General features: G+C 69.3%; 13 protein-coding genes. 11 read left to right on the top strand and 2 right to left on the bottom strand.

Annotated elements, in window-relative coordinates:
* Positions 1–24: 24 nt before the first annotated feature.
* From E6O51_RS07645 to E6O51_RS07595, 11 genes are all read left to right on the top strand, one after another.
* Positions 25–795 carry a TSUP family transporter gene (locus E6O51_RS07645; RefSeq protein ID WP_136384393.1) on the top strand — a complete coding sequence of 257 codons (771 nt, stop codon included), beginning with the start codon at positions 25–27 and terminating at the stop codon, positions 793–795.
* A 132-nt stretch (positions 796–927) separates the two neighbouring features.
* The gene (speD, locus tag E6O51_RS22230; RefSeq protein WP_136384392.1) at positions 928–1,320 is read left to right on the top strand and encodes an adenosylmethionine decarboxylase; all 393 of its coding nucleotides are present in this window, start codon (positions 928–930) and stop codon (positions 1,318–1,320) included.
* The gene (gene speE, locus E6O51_RS07635) at positions 1,317–2,201 is read left to right on the top strand and encodes a polyamine aminopropyltransferase (protein ID WP_136384391.1); all 885 of its coding nucleotides are present in this window, start codon (positions 1,317–1,319) and stop codon (positions 2,199–2,201) included. Before speD ends, speE begins: the two co-directional genes overlap by 4 nt.
* A gap of 27 nt (positions 2,202–2,228) precedes the next feature.
* The gene (gene rsmB / locus E6O51_RS07630) at positions 2,229–3,584 is read left to right on the top strand and encodes a 16S rRNA (cytosine(967)-C(5))-methyltransferase RsmB (protein ID WP_408003400.1); all 1,356 of its coding nucleotides are present in this window, start codon (positions 2,229–2,231) and stop codon (positions 3,582–3,584) included.
* Positions 3,544–4,143 (top strand): DUF4390 domain-containing protein, encoded by a 600-nt coding sequence (locus E6O51_RS07625; RefSeq protein ID WP_136384390.1) that lies wholly within the window; start codon positions 3,544–3,546, stop codon positions 4,141–4,143. Before rsmB ends, E6O51_RS07625 begins: the two co-directional genes overlap by 41 nt.
* Positions 4,140–6,251, top strand: coding sequence for a sensor histidine kinase (locus E6O51_RS07620; protein ID WP_136384389.1), 2,112 nt, complete (start codon positions 4,140–4,142; stop codon positions 6,249–6,251). The genes E6O51_RS07625 and E6O51_RS07620 overlap by 4 nt, the downstream gene beginning before the upstream one ends.
* A gap of 12 nt (positions 6,252–6,263) precedes the next feature.
* Positions 6,264–7,511, top strand: a complete 1,248-nt coding sequence (locus E6O51_RS07615) for a sigma-54-dependent transcriptional regulator (protein ID WP_136384388.1) — start codon at positions 6,264–6,266, stop codon at positions 7,509–7,511.
* Between the two features lie 133 nt (positions 7,512–7,644).
* A complete protein-coding gene (gene trkA, locus E6O51_RS07610) occupies positions 7,645–9,048 on the top strand; it encodes a Trk system potassium transporter TrkA (protein WP_136384387.1) in 1,404 nt (467 codons plus the stop codon).
* A 22-nt stretch (positions 9,049–9,070) separates the two neighbouring features.
* The gene (locus E6O51_RS07605; protein ID WP_136384386.1) at positions 9,071–10,528 is read left to right on the top strand and encodes a TrkH family potassium uptake protein; all 1,458 of its coding nucleotides are present in this window, start codon (positions 9,071–9,073) and stop codon (positions 10,526–10,528) included.
* A gap of 83 nt (positions 10,529–10,611) precedes the next feature.
* Positions 10,612–11,694 (top strand): uroporphyrinogen decarboxylase, encoded by a 1,083-nt coding sequence (hemE, locus tag E6O51_RS07600; protein WP_136384385.1) that lies wholly within the window; start codon positions 10,612–10,614, stop codon positions 11,692–11,694.
* 396 nt (positions 11,695–12,090) lie between these two features.
* Positions 12,091–14,262: a primosomal protein N' gene (locus E6O51_RS07595; protein ID WP_136384384.1), complete on the top strand. Its 2,172-nt coding sequence runs from the start codon at positions 12,091–12,093 to the stop codon at positions 14,260–14,262.
* Between the two features lie 142 nt (positions 14,263–14,404).
* Here the strand turns inward: E6O51_RS07595 and E6O51_RS07590 are convergent, their stop codons facing one another.
* Positions 14,405–15,295 (bottom strand): ROK family protein, encoded by an 891-nt coding sequence (locus tag E6O51_RS07590; protein WP_136384383.1) that lies wholly within the window; start codon positions 15,293–15,295, stop codon positions 14,405–14,407.
* 7 nt (positions 15,296–15,302) lie between these two features.
* Entirely contained in the window at positions 15,303–15,953 is a 651-nt protein-coding gene (can, locus tag E6O51_RS07585) for a carbonate dehydratase (protein ID WP_136384382.1), read from the bottom strand.
* Positions 15,954–16,046: the final 93 nt, after the last annotated feature.

Genomic DNA, 16,046 nt, shown 5'->3' with positions numbered 1-16,046 from the left:
TTGTTTCACGTGAAACGGAACTGAATGGACTACGACTTCGTCTTTCTCGCTCTCGGTCTCGCAGCGTTCTTCGCCGGCTTCGTCGACGCGGTGGTCGGCGGGGGGGGGCTGATCCAGGTTCCAGCCCTGTTCGCGGCTTACCCGTCGGCTGCACCAGCGAGCCTTTTCGCCACCAACAAGATCGCCAGCATCATCGGCACGGCGAGCGCGGCGGTGCAATACGCGCGCCGGGTGCGCATTCCCTGGGCAGCGGCGGCGCCCGGAGCCCTCGCGGCGCTGGTCGGTGCCTGGTACGGTGCCAAGGCGGTGGCCTATTTGCCGCCATCAGTGCTGCGGCCGCTGATCCTCGTGCTGCTGATCGGCGTCGCCGCATATACCTTCGTCAAGAAGGATCTCGGCTTGCATTCGCGCGAATACGCGTCGCCATTGCGCACCGCCGCGGTTGCGGTCGCGATCGGCCTGGCGGTCGGTTTCTATGACGGCTTCTTCGGTCCAGGCACTGGCAGCTTCCTTATCTTCCTGTTCATCCGCACGCTGGGCATGGACTTCCTGCGCGCGTCGGTGACCGCCAAGGTGCTCAATGTGGCGACCAATCTGGCGGCCATCAGTTACTTCGCATTCAACGTCGAAGTGCTGTGGCAGCTCGGACTGCTGATGGCGGCATGCAATCTCGCCGGTGCCGTGAGCGGTTCGCGGATGGCGCTGCGCCACGGCACGGCCTTCGTGCGCAAGATGTTTCTCGGCGTGGTGGCGGTGCTGATCGCCAAGCTGGCCTACGATCTGATCGCCGCCTGAGTCCGGCTGTGTTCCACGTGGAACAGGCCGGCGCGGACGCCGGCCTCAACGGCCGGGATCCATTGGCAGGAATATTTCCGCCTCCGGCGTGGTAAAATCGGCCGCTTTTCTGTGGTTGGATCGAAGCGCACCATGAACGGACTTCATCTGATTGCGGATTTGTACCGCTGTCATTGCCCTCCCGAATTGCTCAAGGACCGTGCCGTGCTGGAGACGCTGTGCGTCGACGAATGCCGTGCCGCCGGCCTAACGCCGCTGGGAGCCTACTTCTACCAATTCACCCACGACGACGGGGAGAAAGCCGGCGTGACCGGCACCGTAGTCCTCGCCGAATCGCACCTGGCCATCCATACCTGGCCAGAAAGCGGCGATGTCACCCTCGATGTCTACGTGTGCAACTTCTCCCGCGACAACAGCGGCCGCGCCCGCCGCGTGTTCCGGCGCGTGATCGATACCTTGAAGCCGGAAGACGACGCCCGCCACGACGTGATCCGCGGCCGGATCGCCACCGAGGTATCGCCGTGAGCGGACACGACGGCAAGGCGACCGACGAGCTGCTGCTGGAGTGGCTCAACGAAGACGCCGGTTTCTTCTACCGCAAGGGCCGTCTGCTCGACGAAGGCGAATCGGCCTTCCAGCGCTACGAGGTGTGGGACACGCCCCAGTTCGGCAAGCTGTTCCGCCTCGACGGCTGCTTCATGACCTCCGAGCGCGACGAGTTCTTCTACCACGAGAACCTCATCCACGTGCCCGCCATCGCCCACCCCGATCCGCGCTCCGCGCTGATCATCGGCGGCGGCGATGGCGGCTCGGCCGAGGAACTGTTCAAGCATCCGACCATGCAGCGCGTGGTGCTGGTCGAGCTGGACGCGAAGGTCATCGACATCGCCCGCCAACACCTGCAGGCGGTGCACAAGGGTGCTCTCGACGATCCGCGCCTGGAACTGCGCGTGGAAGACGGACTGCACTACGTGCGGGAAGTCGCGCCCGCCATCGGCGAGCGTTTCGACCTCATCGTGCTCGACCTGACCGACCCTGTCGGTCCCGCCGAAGCGCTCTATTCGCGCGAATTCTTAGCCGACTGCAAGGCCCTGCTCACCGAGCAGGGTGCGATCACCCTGCATATCGGCGCACCCATCTTCCACCCCGAACGGGTGCGTCAACTGGTGGACAACCTGCGCGCGGCCTTCGCCCGCGTGCAGCCCTACTTTCTCTACATCCCCCTGTACGGCAGCCTGTGGGGCATGGCCTGCGCGTCCGATGCGCTGGACCCCGCCGCCCTGGCTGCCGCCGAGGTGAATGCGCGCATCGCCGAGCGCCAGTTGGCGCCGCTTCAGCACTACAATGGCGCGGTCCATTGCGCCCAGTTCGCGCTGCCCAACCACCTGCGCCGCCTGCTCGCCTGAGCACGGGCGGCGACTGCCCCCGTCACCGTGACCCGTTCCCCGAATTCCAGCCGCCACTCCGTGCGGCCAGCGCCGTCCCGCCCCCGTCCCGCTGCCCCGCGTGCGCCCCTGCCCCCGGACAGCCTGGCCTACAGCCTGCTGCGGTCGGCAGAGCTGGTGAGCGCGGTCGGCGGCGGCGCCAACCTGACCGACGCCTGGGAGGAATTGCTGCGCGCCCACCCCGAGTGGAGCGACGCCACCCGTGGCGCGGTGCGCGACCTGACCTGGGGCACGCTGCGCGACTACGGCCGCGCCGACCCCGTGCTGCGCCGGCTGATGCAGAAACCCCTGGTCGAGCCCTGGCAGGCGCTGCTGAAGGTAGCGCTGCACCGCATGGAAACCCGTCCCGAGAACCTGCACACCCTGGTGGACCAGGCGGTGGAGGCCGCGGCCCACGGCGCGCCCGGCCTCAAGGGCGTGATCAACGGCGTGCTGCGCAACGTCATCCGCCAGGCCGACCAGGTGGAACGCTGGCGCGGGGCCGACGAGGTCGCGCGCCACCGCCACCCCGACTGGTGGATCGCCCGCCTGCGCGCCGCCTGGCCCGCGGAGTGGGAGGCCGCGCTCGCGGCCGGCAACCTGCATCCGCCCATGGCCCTGCGCGTCAATCGCCGCCGCGCCACGCCGGCGCAGGTGCTGGACGCCTTCACCGAGCAGGGCATCGCGGCGCGGGAACTCGACAACGGCGCGCTGCTGCTCGAACGCCCGTGTCCGGTGGACCGCCTGCCGGGCTTCGCCGAGGGCTGGATCTCGGTGCAGGATGCCGGTGCGCAATGGGCGGCGCAGTGGCTGGGGGTGCAGGCCGGACGTGTGCTGGACGCTTGCGCCGCGCCTGGCGGCAAGGCCGCCCACATCCTGGAACTGGCGGACGTGCAGCTCACCGCGCTGGAGCTCGATCCGCGCCGGGCGCGCCGCATCGCGGAGAACTTCGCCCGCCTCGGCCTGGCCGGCGAGGTCAAGGTGGGCGACGCGCGCCGGCCGGCGGAGTGGTGGGACGGCCGCCCCTACGACCGCATCCTGGCCGACGTGCCCTGCTCGGCGTCCGGCGTGGCGCGCCGCCACCCGGACATCAAGTGGCTGCGCCGGCGCGAGGACATCCCGCGCTTCGCCGCGCAGCAGGCGGAGATCCTCGATGCGCTTTGGCATATCCTGCGGCCCGGTGGCACAATGCTCTACGTGACCTGTTCGGTCTTCGACGAGGAGAACCGCGGCCAGATCGCCCGCTTCTGCGCCCGCCACGCCGACGCCCGCCGCGTGGCCACTGGCGGTCGGCTGGAGCATCAGCTACTGCCCACCGCCGAACATGACGGCTTCTACTACGCCCTCCTCTCCAAGCTTGCCTGAGCGCCTGCTGCGCTGCCTGCTGCTGCTCGCCTTCTGGCTGCCGTTGCCGGCGGCGGCCGACGAGGCCGTGCTGCGCCAGAGCGAGATCGTGCTGCGCGAGGAGGGCTACGTCGTTAACGCGGACATCGACTTCGAGCTCAACCCCCGCCTCACCGACGCCATCAACCGGGGCGTGTCCCTGTACTTCGTCACCGAGTTCGTCATCGAGCGGCCGCGCTGGTACTGGTTCGACGAGGTGGTGGTCGAGCGCCGCCTTAACTACCGCATCGCCTACCACGCCATCACCCGCAGCTACCGCCTGTCCCTGGGCAGCTTCCACCAGAGCTTCGACACGCTGGAAGGCGCGGTGCGCACCATCCAGCGCGTGCGCAACTGGCAGGTGGCCGAGCGCGACACGCTGGGCGGCGGCCAGTCCTACAACGCCGCGCTGCGTTTCCGCCTGGACACCTCGCAACTGCCCAAGCCCTTCCAGGTCACCGCCATCGGCAGCCGCGACTGGCGCCTCGACACGGACTGGATGACCTGGACCTTCCTCGCCGGAGCACCGGTAGCCCGATGAAACGCGTCACGCTCATCGTCGCCGCGGCCGTCGCCGGCATCTCGCTCTTCCTGCTCGCCTCGGCGAGCGCGAACACCGAGCTGTTCGCCGGCGCCTATCCCTACCTGCTGGCACTCAACGGCGTGGTGGCGGTGGCGCTGGCGGGTCTCGTCGCCGTGCAGTTGCGCGGGCTGTGGCGCGAGTACCAGGCGCGCCAGTTCGGCTCCCGCCTTACCTACCGGCTGATGCTGATGTTCGCGGTGATGGCGCTGCTGCCCGGCTTGGTGGTGTATGCGGTGTCGCTGCAGTTCGTCGTGCGCAGCATCGAGTCCTGGTTCGACGTGCGCGTGGATTCGGCCCTGGAAGGCGGCATCGCGCTGGGCCAGAACGCACTGGACTACCTGGTCAGCCAGGTGGGCGACAAGGCCGACGACATGGCCCTCGAAATCGACGGGCCGGCGGTGTCCACCACGCAATTGAATCGCCTGCGCGAGAACGCCGGGGTGGCGACCGCGACCGTGGTCTCGGCCAACGGCCAGCTCATCGCCACCGTGTCCGACGGCCGCGGCAGCCTGATCCCCGATCTGCCGGCGCTCTCGCACCTGCGCCAGGCGCGCCAGTTCCGCAAGTTCAGCCTGGTGGACAGCCGCCCCGACGGCAGCCTGCTGATCCGCGTGGTGGTGCCGCTGCCCGGGCGTTCGCTGGCCGAGGAGCCGCCCTTCCTGATGCTCAGCCAGCCGGTGCCGGAAACCTTCGCCCGCCACGTGGACGCGGTGCAGGAAGCCTACCGCGACTACCAGCAGCTCACCCTCGGCCGCCAGGGGCTGACCCGCATCTACCTGCTGACGCTGACCCTGTCGCTGCTGCTTGCCCTGCTCGCCGCGGTGGCGCTGGCCTTCGTGCTGTCGCGGCGGCTGGTGGCGCCGCTGTTGATTCTTGCCGAAGGCACGCAGGCCGTGGCTCAGGGCGACTATTCGCCGCGGCGTGCGCTGCCCGCGCGCGACGAACTGGGCGTGCTCACCCAGTCCTTCAACCAGATGACGCGCCAGCTCGACGATGCGCGCGCCGTCGCCGAGCGCAACCGCGCCGCGGTGGAATCCGCGCGCGCCTATCTGGAAAGCGTGCTCGCCAACCTGTCCACCGGCGTGCTGGCCTTCGCCGAGAACGGCACGCTGCGCGCCGCCAACCGGGGCGCGATGGACATCCTCGGCGACCGCCTGGAAGGCTTCGAGGAGCTGCCGCTGGCGAAGTGGCCGCGCCACCTGGACTTCCGCGATACGCTGCTGGAAGGCTTCGCCGACAACGAGGGCGACTGGCACTGCGAGCTGGAGCTGCAGCGCAGCGATGCCACGCCGCAGACCCTGCTGATCCACGGCGCCCGCCTGCCGGCGAGTTCCGGCGGCGGCGCGGTGGTGGTGTTCGACGACATCTCCAGCCTGATCGCCGCGCAGCGCACCGCGGCGTGGGCGGAAGTGGCGCGCCGCCTGGCGCACGAGATCAAGAACCCGCTGACCCCCATCCAGCTCTCCGCCGAACGCCTGATGCAGAAGTTGCACGACCGCCTCGACGCGGACGGCCGGCAGATGCTCGAACGCGCCACGCGCACCATCGTCAATCAGGTCGAGGCGATGAAGAAGCTGGTCAACGCCTTCCGCGACTACGCCCGCCTGCCCGCGCCGCACCTGGGCGCGCTGGACCTGAACGCGCTCATCGAGGAAGTGCTGAACCTGTACGAGAGCACGCCCATCACCATCCGTACCGAACTGGCGCGCGACCTGCCGCCGGTGCTGGGCGACCCCACGCTGCTGCGGCAGATCATCCACAATCTCCTGCAGAACGCCGAGGATGCGCTGGCCGGCCACCACAACGGCGAACTGCTGATCATCACCCGCCGCGACGGCGAGCGCGCGCAACTCATCCTGCGCGACAATGGGCCGGGCTTCCCGGCGGAGATCCTGGCGCGCGCCTTCGAACCCTATTTCACCACCAAGTCGCGCGGTACCGGGCTGGGGTTGGCGATCGTCAGGAAGATCGCCGACGAACACGGCGGCGACGTGCGGCTGGCCAATCGCGACGGCGGCGGCGCCGAGGTGCGCATCCGCCTGCGGCTGGCCGAGGCGCAACACTGATACGACGGAAACATGGCGAACATACTGATTGTTGACGACGAAATGGGCATCCGCGAGCTGCTCTCGGAGATTCTGCGCGACGAAGGTCATGACGTGGTGCTGGCCGAGAACGCCTCCGCGGCGCGCGCGGCGCGCAATACGGCGCGGCCCGACCTGGTGCTGCTCGACATCTGGATGCCCGATACCGACGGCATCACGCTGCTCAAGGAATGGGCGGCCAACGGCCAGCTCAGCATGCCGGTGGTGATGATGTCCGGGCACGGCACCATAGACACGGCGGTCGAGGCCACCCGCATCGGCGCCATCGACTACCTGGAAAAGCCCATCGCGCTGCAGAAGCTGCTCGCCGCGGTCAAGCGCGGCCTGCAGCGCCCCGCCACGCCGGGCGCGCCGGTGGCGCTGTCGCTGGCCGCGTTCACGCGCTCGGTGCCGCTGCGCGAACTGCGCCGGCGCATCGAGCAGATCGGCGAGAGCTCCCGCGTGCTGCTGCTCAAGGTCGGCGGCGGCAGCATCGCCGAACTCGCCGCGCGCAGCGTGTTCGCCACCAGCCCGCACTGGATCGACCTGGCGACCCTGCACGCGCCCATCGACATCGGCCAGTTGCAGGCCGCCCACGGCGGCGTGGTGTTCGCCGGCGAACTGGCGCGCCTGTCGCGTCCGCAGCAGAAGAACCTGGCCTTCGTGCTCGAACGCCTGGAGCGCTATGACCTGCGCATGGTGGTCGCCACCGACCACGGCCAGGACAGCCTGCATCGCGAGGGCTGGGACGAGTTGCTGCTTGCCCGCCTGTTCGAGGTCAGCCTGGTGCCGCCTTCGCTGGCCGACATCCGCGACGACCTGCCCGAGCTGGCGGCACAGATCCTGCTGCACCTGGTCGAGGCCGGCGAGGTGCCGCGCCACCACTTCTCCACCGCGGCGCTCAATGCGCTGCGCACCCACCCGTGGCCGGGCGGCTACGCTGAACTGCGCGCGGCGGTGAAGTCCATCGCGCTGGGTACGCTGGAGGAGGAGATTTCGCTCAACGACGTGCGCCGCATCATCGCCCAGCCGGCCGAAGCCTCCTGCTACGGGCTGCCCCTCGACCAGCCCCTGCGCGAGGCGCGCGAGGCCTTCGAACGCCTGTACTTCGAGCACCACCTGCGCCTGGAAGGCGGCAACATGACCCGTCTGGCGGAGAAGACCGGGCTGGAGCGCACCCATCTGTACCGCAAGCTCAAGCAGCTCGGCCTGCAGGCCGGGCGGCGCAACGAGGAAGGATGACGTGAGGTGGCCGTCCCGTACCTACGTAGGTACGGCGGTGAGGAGATGCCGTTGATGCGGCGCAACAACGTGTTTCATCTACGGGAAACGCGGGCGTAGAATCGGCCGCCTCACCCCTCTCTGGGTACTGTCTGTGAAGATCATCATCCTCGGTGCCGGCCAGGTCGGCGCGTCGGTGGCGGAGAACCTGGTTTCCGAGGCCAACGACATCACCCTGGTGGACACCAGCGCGGATTGCCTGGCCGCGCTGCGCGACCGGCTCGAAATACGCACCGTGTGCGGCAACGCCGCCGCACCCTCGGTGTTGCGCGAAGCCGGCGCGGACGACGCCGACCTGCTGATCGCGGTGACCCAGTCGGACCAGACCAACCTGTGCGCCTGCCGCATCGCCAAGGCGGTGTTCAACCTGCCCACCCGCATCGCACGCCTGCGCTCGACCGACTTCGTCGAGTACCCGGAGCTGCTCGGCGAGGACAACTTCGCGGTGGATTTTTCCATCTGTCCGGAGCAGATCGTCACCGACTACATCAAGCGCCTGATCGCCTTCCCCGAGGCGCTGCAGGTGCTCGACTTCGCCAACGGCGTGGTCAGCCTGATCGGCGTGAAGGCCTTCGAAGGCGGCCCGCTGGTGGGGCATCCGCTGAAGAGCCTGCGCTTCCACCTGCCCAACGTGGAGGTGCGCATCGCCGCCATCTACCGCAATGGCGAGCCCATCATGCCGGAGGGCGACACCGTGGTCGTGCCCGGCGACGAGGTGTTCTGCCTCGCCGCCACGGTGCACATCCGCCAGGTCATGCGCGAGCTGCGCCGCACCGACCGGCCCATGCGCCGCATCATGATCGCCGGCGGCGGCAACATCGGCTTTCGCCTCGCCCGCAGCATCGAGGCCGACTACCACGTGAAGATCCTGGAGGTGGACAAGCGCCGCGCGGAACTCCTCGCCACCCAGCTCGGCAACGCGCTGGTACTGCGCGGCGACGCCACCGACGAGAAGCTGCTGGAGAACGAGGGAATCGACGAGATGGACCTCTTCGTCGCGCTGACCAACGACGAGGAAGACAACATCATGGCGGCGTCGCTGGCCAAGCGCATGGGTGCGCGCCGTACGCTGGCCCTGATCAACCGCAAGAGCTACGTGGACCTGGTGCAGGGCGGGCCCATCGACATCGCCATCTCGCCGGCCCACACCTCCATCGGCTCGCTGCTGGCCCACGTGCGCCGGGGCGACGTGGTGGCCGTGCACAGCCTGCGCCGCGGCGCTGCCGAGGCGCTGGAGATCATCGCCCACGGCAACCCCAAGGACTCCAAGGTGGTCGGCCACCGCATCGAGGAAATCCAGTTGCCCAAGGGCGCGACCATAGGCGCCATCGTTCGCGACGAACGGCGCATCGACGGCAAGGTGCTGCGCCGCATGGTGATCATGCCCCACCACGACACGCTGATCGAAGCCGAGGATCACGTGATCGTGTTCTGTACGCACAAGGACCTGGTGCGCAAGGTGGAAAAGCTGTTCCAGGTCGGTTTCACCTTCCTGTAGGCCGACAGAGACCGCATCCGCGATGCGCGCCTACCATCCCGCCCTCAACGCCCTCGGCCTGATCATCATGATCTTCGGCCTGCTGATGGGCTTCCCGCTCGGCGTCTCGGCCTGGCTGGAGGACGGCGCCACGCTCGCCTACGACCGCGCGCTGCTGCTCACCATCGGCTGCGGCGCGGTGCTGTGGACCTTCACCCGCAGCCATACCCGCGACCTGCGCGTGCACGACGGTTTCTTCCTGGTGGCCTCGGCCTGGGTGGTGCTGCCCGTGTTCGGCGCGCTGCCCCTGCTCGCCTTCCTGCCCGAGCTCACCTTCACCCAGGCCTACTTCGAGGCCGTCTCCGGCCTCACCGCCACCGGCGCCACGGTGCTCTCCGGGCTGGACGATCTGCCCATTTCCATCAACCTGTGGCGCACCTTCATGCACTGGATCGGCGGCATGGGGGTGATCGTGCTGGTGGTGGCCATCCTGCCGCTGCTGGGCATCGGCGGGCGGCAGATGTTCAAGGCCGAGATCCCCACGCCCATGAAGGAGAGCAGTCTCACCCCGCGCATCACCGAAACCGCCAAGGGCCTGTGGATGACCTACACCCTGCTCACCGTGGCCTGCGGCCTCAGCCTCTGGTACGCCGGGCTGGACGGCTGGGACGCGCTGATCCACGCCTTCAGCGTCACCGGGCTGGGGGGATTCTCCAGCAAGGACGCCTCCATCGGTCATTTCGCCAACCCCAAGGTCGAAGTCGTCGTCATCGTCTTCGCGCTGCTGGCCGGGCTCAACTATGCCACCCACTACCTCGCGCTGGTGCGCCGCAGCGTCCGGCCCTATCTGCGCGATCCGGAGATTCCCTTCTTTTTCGCCGTGCTCGCGCTGAGCATCGCCGGCCTCACCCTCTACCTGGACCAGTTGCACGCCCACGCCGACCTGCCCGCCACGCTGCGCTACGTCGCCTTCCACGTCGTGTCCATCGCCACCTCGCTCGGCCTGACCACCTACGACTACACGCTGTGGCCCATGTTCGCCCAGTTGTGGATCCTCTTCCTCGGCAGCTTCATTGCCTGTTCCGGCTCCACCGGCGGCGGCATCAAGATGATGCGCGCGATCATCCTCTACAAGCAGGTGTTCCGCGAGATCGTGCGCTCGCTGCACCCGCACGCGGTGCGTCCGGTGCGCCTGGGGGACCAGCCGGTGTCCGAAAGCATCCTGCACGCGGTGCTGGGCTTCTCCTTCATGTACATGGTGTCCATCGTCTCCCTGACCCTGGTGCTGTCGGCCACCGGGCTGGACATCATCACCGCCTTCTCCGCCGTCGTGGCCTGCATCAACAACACCGGCCCGGGCCTGGGCGCAGCGGGGCCGGACGCCAACTACGCGGCCATGGACACCTTCCAGAGCTGGGTGCTGGCGTTCACGATGATCCTCGGGCGGCTGGAAATCTTCACCTTCCTGGTGGTGCTCACGCCCTCGTTCTGGCGCCGCTGATGCGGCAGGTTCGGGCAAGGGGTTAGGCGGGCGGCGGCAAAACGCGGGATAATCGCGCCTTGCCGAAACCAGGGAACGCCACCGTGAGCCGTCTCAAGAACGACACCTTCCTGCGTGCGCTGCTGCGCCAGCCCACCGAGTACACCCCCGTCTGGCTGATGCGCCAGGCCGGCCGCTACCTGCCCGAGTACTGCGAGACGCGCCGGCGCGCGGGCAGCTTCCTGCAGTTGTGCAAGAGCCCGGCCCTGGCCTGCGAGGTCACGCTGCAGCCCCTGGCGCGCTACGACCTGGACGCCGCCATCCTGTTCTCCGACATCCTCACCGTGCCGGACGCCATGGGCCTGGGCCTGTACTTCGCCGAAGGCGAGGGCCCGCGCTTCGAGCGCCCGCTACGCGAGGAATGGGAAATCCGCAACCTGGCCGTGCCCGACCCCCACGCCGAACTGCAGTACGTCATGGACGCGGTGGTGGAAATCCGCCGCGCGCTGGACGGCAGCGTGCCGCTGATCGGTTTCTCCGGCAGCCCGTGGACGCTGGCCTGCTACATGGTCGAGGGTGGCTCGGGCTCGGAGACCGACTACCGCCGCATCAAGACCATGGCCTACAGCCGGCCCGACCTGCTGCACCACATCCTGAGCGTGACCGCCGACGCGGTGGTGGCCTACCTCAATGCGCAGATCGAATCCGGCGCCCAGGCGGTCATGGTGTTCGACTCCTGGGGCGGCGTGCTGTCCGAGGCGGCCTACCGGGAGTTCTCGCTGGCCTACCTGCAGCGTGTGGTGCAGGGCCTGATCCGCGAGCGCGACGGCGAGCGCGTGCCCAGCATCGTGTTCACCAAGGGCGGCGGCGTGTGGATCGAGCAGATCGCCGCCATCGGCGCCGACGCGGTCGGCCTGGACTGGACCCTGGACATCGGCCGCGCGCGCGCGCTGGTGGGCGACAAGGTCGCGCTGCAGGGCAACCTGGACCCGTCCATCCTGTTCGCGCCGCCCGAGGTGGTGGCCGCCGAGGCGCGCCGCGTGGTGGATGCTTTCGGCCCCCATCCGGGGCACGTGTTCAACCTCGGCCACGGCATCTCCCAGTTCACCCCGCCGGAGAGCGTGTCGGTGCTGGTCGATACGGTGCATGCCCACAGCCGGGCGCTGCGCGCCGGTGCGACCGGATGATGGTGCGGCAGACGCGAAAAACCTTGACAAGGGTCCGGTTTCCCCGTGCCTGAATATAAGCAATGCACCAAAGCAGGTTGACTTATACACACCGGCGCGTTACGGCGCGCCGTGTGCGCACAGCGCTGGTGCGTCATGTCGCGAATGCAACAAGTGTTTGTTTTGTAAGATATTTCTGTTTGCCTATTGTTGGGGCAAAGTAACAGGAATGGCGGACCTGCGCAGGTTTGCAGGCGTTTCACCCAGGCTTTCCACAAAGTTATCCACAAGATATGTGGACAAGCACCGGAGCTGGTTTGGCGGCAAGCTGTTAGCTCCCGTTTCCACGTTTCTCATCAAGAAAACGCCACAACACGCTGTTTTCAAACGGTTAACGAACAGAAAGAGTTTTTCCGCATGCGAATCGTCCGCGTCGCGCTTCCGGTTCCCATGCCGCAACTCTTTGATTACACGTCACAAGACGTATCCGAAGAAGATATCGGCCGCTGCGTGCGGGTGCCCTTCGGCAAGGGTGAAAAGAGCGGGCTGATCGTCGCCCTTCCAACCGCCGCCGACGTGGATGCGGAGCGCCTGAAGCCGGTGCGCCACATCCAGCGCGAGGTCTCCGCGCTGCCGGCGGACTGGCTGGAACTGGTGGGTTTCACCGCGCGCTACTACCACGCGCCGCTCGGCGAAGTGGTGGCCCTTGCCCTGCCGCCCGGGCTGAGGCGCGCCGACGCGGTGGCCGATCGGGAACACGACCCGCTGCTCGCCCCCGGCGCCGAGGGACGGGCTGCGCTTGCCGGCGGGGCACGGCCGAGCCGGGCGCTGGGCCTGCTGCGCCAGCTTGCCGGCGAGGGCGGCGGGCTGCGCCGCAGCGCGATCCGCGCCCTCGAAGGCGGGGCCGCGGTGGGCGATCTGCTGCGCCGCGGCTGGCTCGTCGAGGTGCGCGGCGACGCGTCCCGGCCCGGCGGCGTGCTGCCGCCCCTGACCAATGAACAGGCCGCCGCACTGGACGCCTTCGCCGCCGTGCCGGCCGGCTTCGTCCCCTGGCTGCTGCAAGGCGTCACCGGCAGCGGCAAGACCGAGGTCTACCTGCGCCTCGCCCAGCGCGAACTGGCCGCCGGCCGCCAGGTGCTGATGCTGGTGCCGGAAATCGCCCTCACCCCCCAGCTCGAAGCGCGCGTCGCGGCGCGCTTTCCGTCCGCCGAAGTAGTCAGCCTGCATTCCGCGCTGGCCGAAGGGGCACGCTCGCGCGGCTTCGTGCGCGCCCTCGAAGGCCACGCCAACATCGTGCTCGGCACCCGCCTGGCGGTGTTCGCGCCGCTGCCGCGCCTGGGGCTGATCCTGGTGGACGAGGAGCACGACGCCTCCTACAAACAGCAGGAAGGCGTGCGCTATTCGGCGCGGGATCTGGCCGTGTGGCGCGCCCGCCAGCGCGGCGTGCCGGTGGTGCTGGGCTCGGCCACGCCCTCCCTGGAAAGCTGGCAACACGCCCGCAACGGGCGCTACCGCCATCTGGTGCTGGCGCGCCGCGCCGTGGCCACCACGCTGCCGGCGGTGCGCTGCGTGGATACCCGCAGGCTCAAACTGGACGAGGGGCTCAGCCCCGCGCTGCAGGCGGCCATCGCCGAGCGCGTCGCGCGCGGCGAGCAGAGCCTCGTCTTCCTCAACCGGCGCGGCTATGCGCCCGTGCTGTCCTGCCCCGCCTGCGGCTGGGTCAGCACCTGCCCCCACTGTTCGGCCAATCTGGTGGTGCACCTGGCCGACCGGCGGCTGCGCTGCCACCACTGCGGCTGCGACGGTCCCATCCCCCACGCCTGCCCGTCCTGCGGCAACCAGGACATCCAGCCCTTCGGGCGCGGCACGCAGCGCATCGAGGCGCGCCTGGCCGAACTCTTCCCGGACGCCCGTGTGCTGCGCGTGGACCGGGATTCGGCGCGCACCCGCCCGCAGTGGGAGGCGCTGCTGGCGGCCATCGACGCCGGCGAGGCCGACATCCTGGTGGGCACGCAGATGATGGCCAAGGGCCACGACTTTCCCAAGCTCACCCTGGTCGGCGTGGTGGGCGCGGACGCCTCCCTGCACGCGGCGGATTTCCGCGCCCCCGAACGCCTGTTCCAGCAGCTCATGCAGGTGGGTGGCCGCGCCGGACGGGCGCAACTGCCCGGCCAGGTGCTGATCCAGACCGAATACCCGGAGCATCCCCTGTACCAGTGCCTGGCGCGCCACGATTTCGACGCCTTCGCCGCGCTGGCGCTGGAAGAGCGCCGCCGCGCGGGCTTCCCGCCCCACACCCACCAGGCCATGCTGCGCGCCGACGCGCCCGCCCTCGACGACGCGGTGGCCTTCCTGCGCCAGGCCGCGCGTCTGGCGGTCGAGCGCGCGCCGGCGGGGCTGCAGGTGTACGACCCGGTGCCCATGCGGCTCACCCGCCTCGCGCGCCGCGAGCGTGCGCAACTGCTGGTGGAAGCCGGCGAGCGCAATCTGCTGCAGGCCTTCCTCGGCGAGTGGGTGGCGGCGCTGCGCGCCCAGCGCACGGCGCGCGACCTGCGCTGGAACCTGGACGTGGACCCGCTGGACGTGTGACGGCGTGCCCCGCAGCACCGGGGAGTCCCGTGGGAGCGGGCTTGCCCGCGATGCGGTGTCATTGACAGGGAGAACCGCCGCATCGCGGGCAAGCCCGCTCCCACATGGAAGGACAACTCTCTTTCGTTCGGCTGCGGCTGCCCTACAGCCAAGCCGCCCCGCGCACGCCCGAGGAGTCGCCGTGGCGCGCGGGCAGGAGGCGGGTATCCACCCGGTCGGAGAACACGTGTGCCAGCCACAGCCGCGGCACGTTGCGGTACAGGCGATCCAGGCGCGACAGGCCGCCGCCGAGCACGATCACGTCCGGGTCGAGCAGGTTGATCACGCCGGCGAGCGCCCGCGCCAGGCGCGCCTCGTAGCGCTGCAGCGTCGCCTCGCAGGCCCTGTCGCCCGCCGAGGCGCCCTGGGCGATGGCCGCGGCGTCGAGGGCCGCGCCGCCGTGGCGGACGTGGTCGGCGGTCAGTCCCGGTCCGGACAAATAGGTTTCCACGCAGCCCCGCCGTCCGCAGTAGCAGGCCGGCAGCGGCAGGTCCTCGGGCTGCGGCAGGGGCAGCGGGGAGTGGCCCCATTCGCCGGCGATGCCGTTCGCACCCGTCAGCAGCCGGCCATGCACGACGATGCCGCCGCCCACGCCGGTGCCGAGAATGACACCGAACACCACCGCGGCTCCCGCGCCCGCGCCGTCCGCCGCTTCCGATACGGCGAAGCAGTCGGCGTCGTTGGCGATGCGCACGGAACGGCCGAGGCGGGCCTCCAGGTCCTCCCACAGCGCCCGGCCGTTGAGGCAGGTGGAGTTGGCGTTGCGCATGCGCCCGGTGACCGGCGACACCGAGCCCGGCGTGCCGATGCCCACCGGGCCGCCACGCACGCCCAGTTCGCGCTCCGCGGCCTCCACCAGCGCGGCGACCGCTTCGATGGTGGCCGCGTAGTCGCCCCGGGGCGTGGGCATGCGGCGGCGCAGGCGTTCGTGGCCTTGCTCGTCGAGGGCGACGATCTCGATCTTGGTGCCGCCGAGGTCGACGCCGAGGCGCATCGTGGTTCTAGCGCCGGGAGAGCCGGTCCACCGCGTCGCGATAGACCTCCTGGGCCTCCTCGACGCAGTGGGTGCTGACCGCCAGGTCGCGCACCAGGCCGTCGGAGAGCGCGTAGCACCAGCCGTGTACGGTCACGTCCTGCCCGCGCTGCCAGGCTTCGCGCAGCACCGAGGTCTGGCTGACGTTGACCACCTGCTGCATCACGTTCAGCTCGCACAGGCGGTCCACCTTCTCGCCGGGGTCGTCCACCTCGGCCAGGGTGGCCTGGAAGCGGTCGCGCACGTCCTGCACGTGGCGCAGCCAGTTGTCGATGAGGCCCAGGCGGTTGTTGTTCAGCGCCGCCTTGACGCCACCGCAGCCGTAGTGGCCGACCACCAGGATGTGCTTCACGCGCAGCACGTCCACAGCGTACTGGATCACCGACAGCGCGTTGAGGTCGGTATGCACCACCACGTTGGCCACGTTGCGATGGACGAAGACTTCGCCCGGCGCGAGGCCGACGATCTGGTTGGCCGGCACGCGGCTGTCGGAACAGCCTATCCACATGTATTCCGGGGCCTGCTGGTTGGCCAGCCGCGTGAAAAAATCGGGGTCTTCGCCCCGCATGCGTTCGGACCACGCCTTGTTGGCGTCGAACAGTTGCTGGATGTCGCGCATGGGGAATCTTGCGGCCGCGGGTCGGGCCGTCCGTTCTTGAGGTTCGTAATTATGGATTACGAGCCGCCGGCCGGAAAGCTCGCGGCCTTCCGC

It is taken from the genome of Pseudothauera rhizosphaerae (genome assembly GCF_004801305.1).
Lineage (GTDB): Bacteria > Pseudomonadota > Gammaproteobacteria > Burkholderiales > Rhodocyclaceae > Pseudothauera > Pseudothauera rhizosphaerae.
Note: the sequence above shows the minus strand (reverse complement) of the source record. Positions and strands in the feature narration are given on the sequence as shown.

Excerpts from the sequence above, each read along its gene's own strand:
- can (WP_136384382.1), bottom strand. The coding sequence starts at position 15,953 with ATGCGCGACATCCAGCAACTGTTCGACGCCAACAAGGCGTGGTCCGAA.
- speD (WP_136384392.1), top strand. The coding sequence starts at position 928 with ATGAACGGACTTCATCTGATTGCGGATTTGTACCGCTGTCATTGCCCT.
- E6O51_RS07615 (WP_136384388.1), top strand. The coding sequence starts at position 6,264 with ATGGCGAACATACTGATTGTTGACGACGAAATGGGCATCCGCGAGCTG.
- E6O51_RS07620 (WP_136384389.1), top strand. The coding sequence starts at position 4,140 with ATGAAACGCGTCACGCTCATCGTCGCCGCGGCCGTCGCCGGCATCTCG.
- E6O51_RS07595 (WP_136384384.1), top strand. The coding sequence starts at position 12,091 with ATGCGAATCGTCCGCGTCGCGCTTCCGGTTCCCATGCCGCAACTCTTT.
- E6O51_RS07645 (WP_136384393.1), top strand. The coding sequence starts at position 25 with ATGGACTACGACTTCGTCTTTCTCGCTCTCGGTCTCGCAGCGTTCTTC.
- E6O51_RS07590 (WP_136384383.1), bottom strand. The coding sequence starts at position 15,295 with ATGCGCCTCGGCGTCGACCTCGGCGGCACCAAGATCGAGATCGTCGCC.
- E6O51_RS07605 (WP_136384386.1), top strand. The coding sequence starts at position 9,071 with ATGCGCGCCTACCATCCCGCCCTCAACGCCCTCGGCCTGATCATCATG.
- E6O51_RS07625 (WP_136384390.1), top strand. The coding sequence starts at position 3,544 with ATGACGGCTTCTACTACGCCCTCCTCTCCAAGCTTGCCTGAGCGCCTG.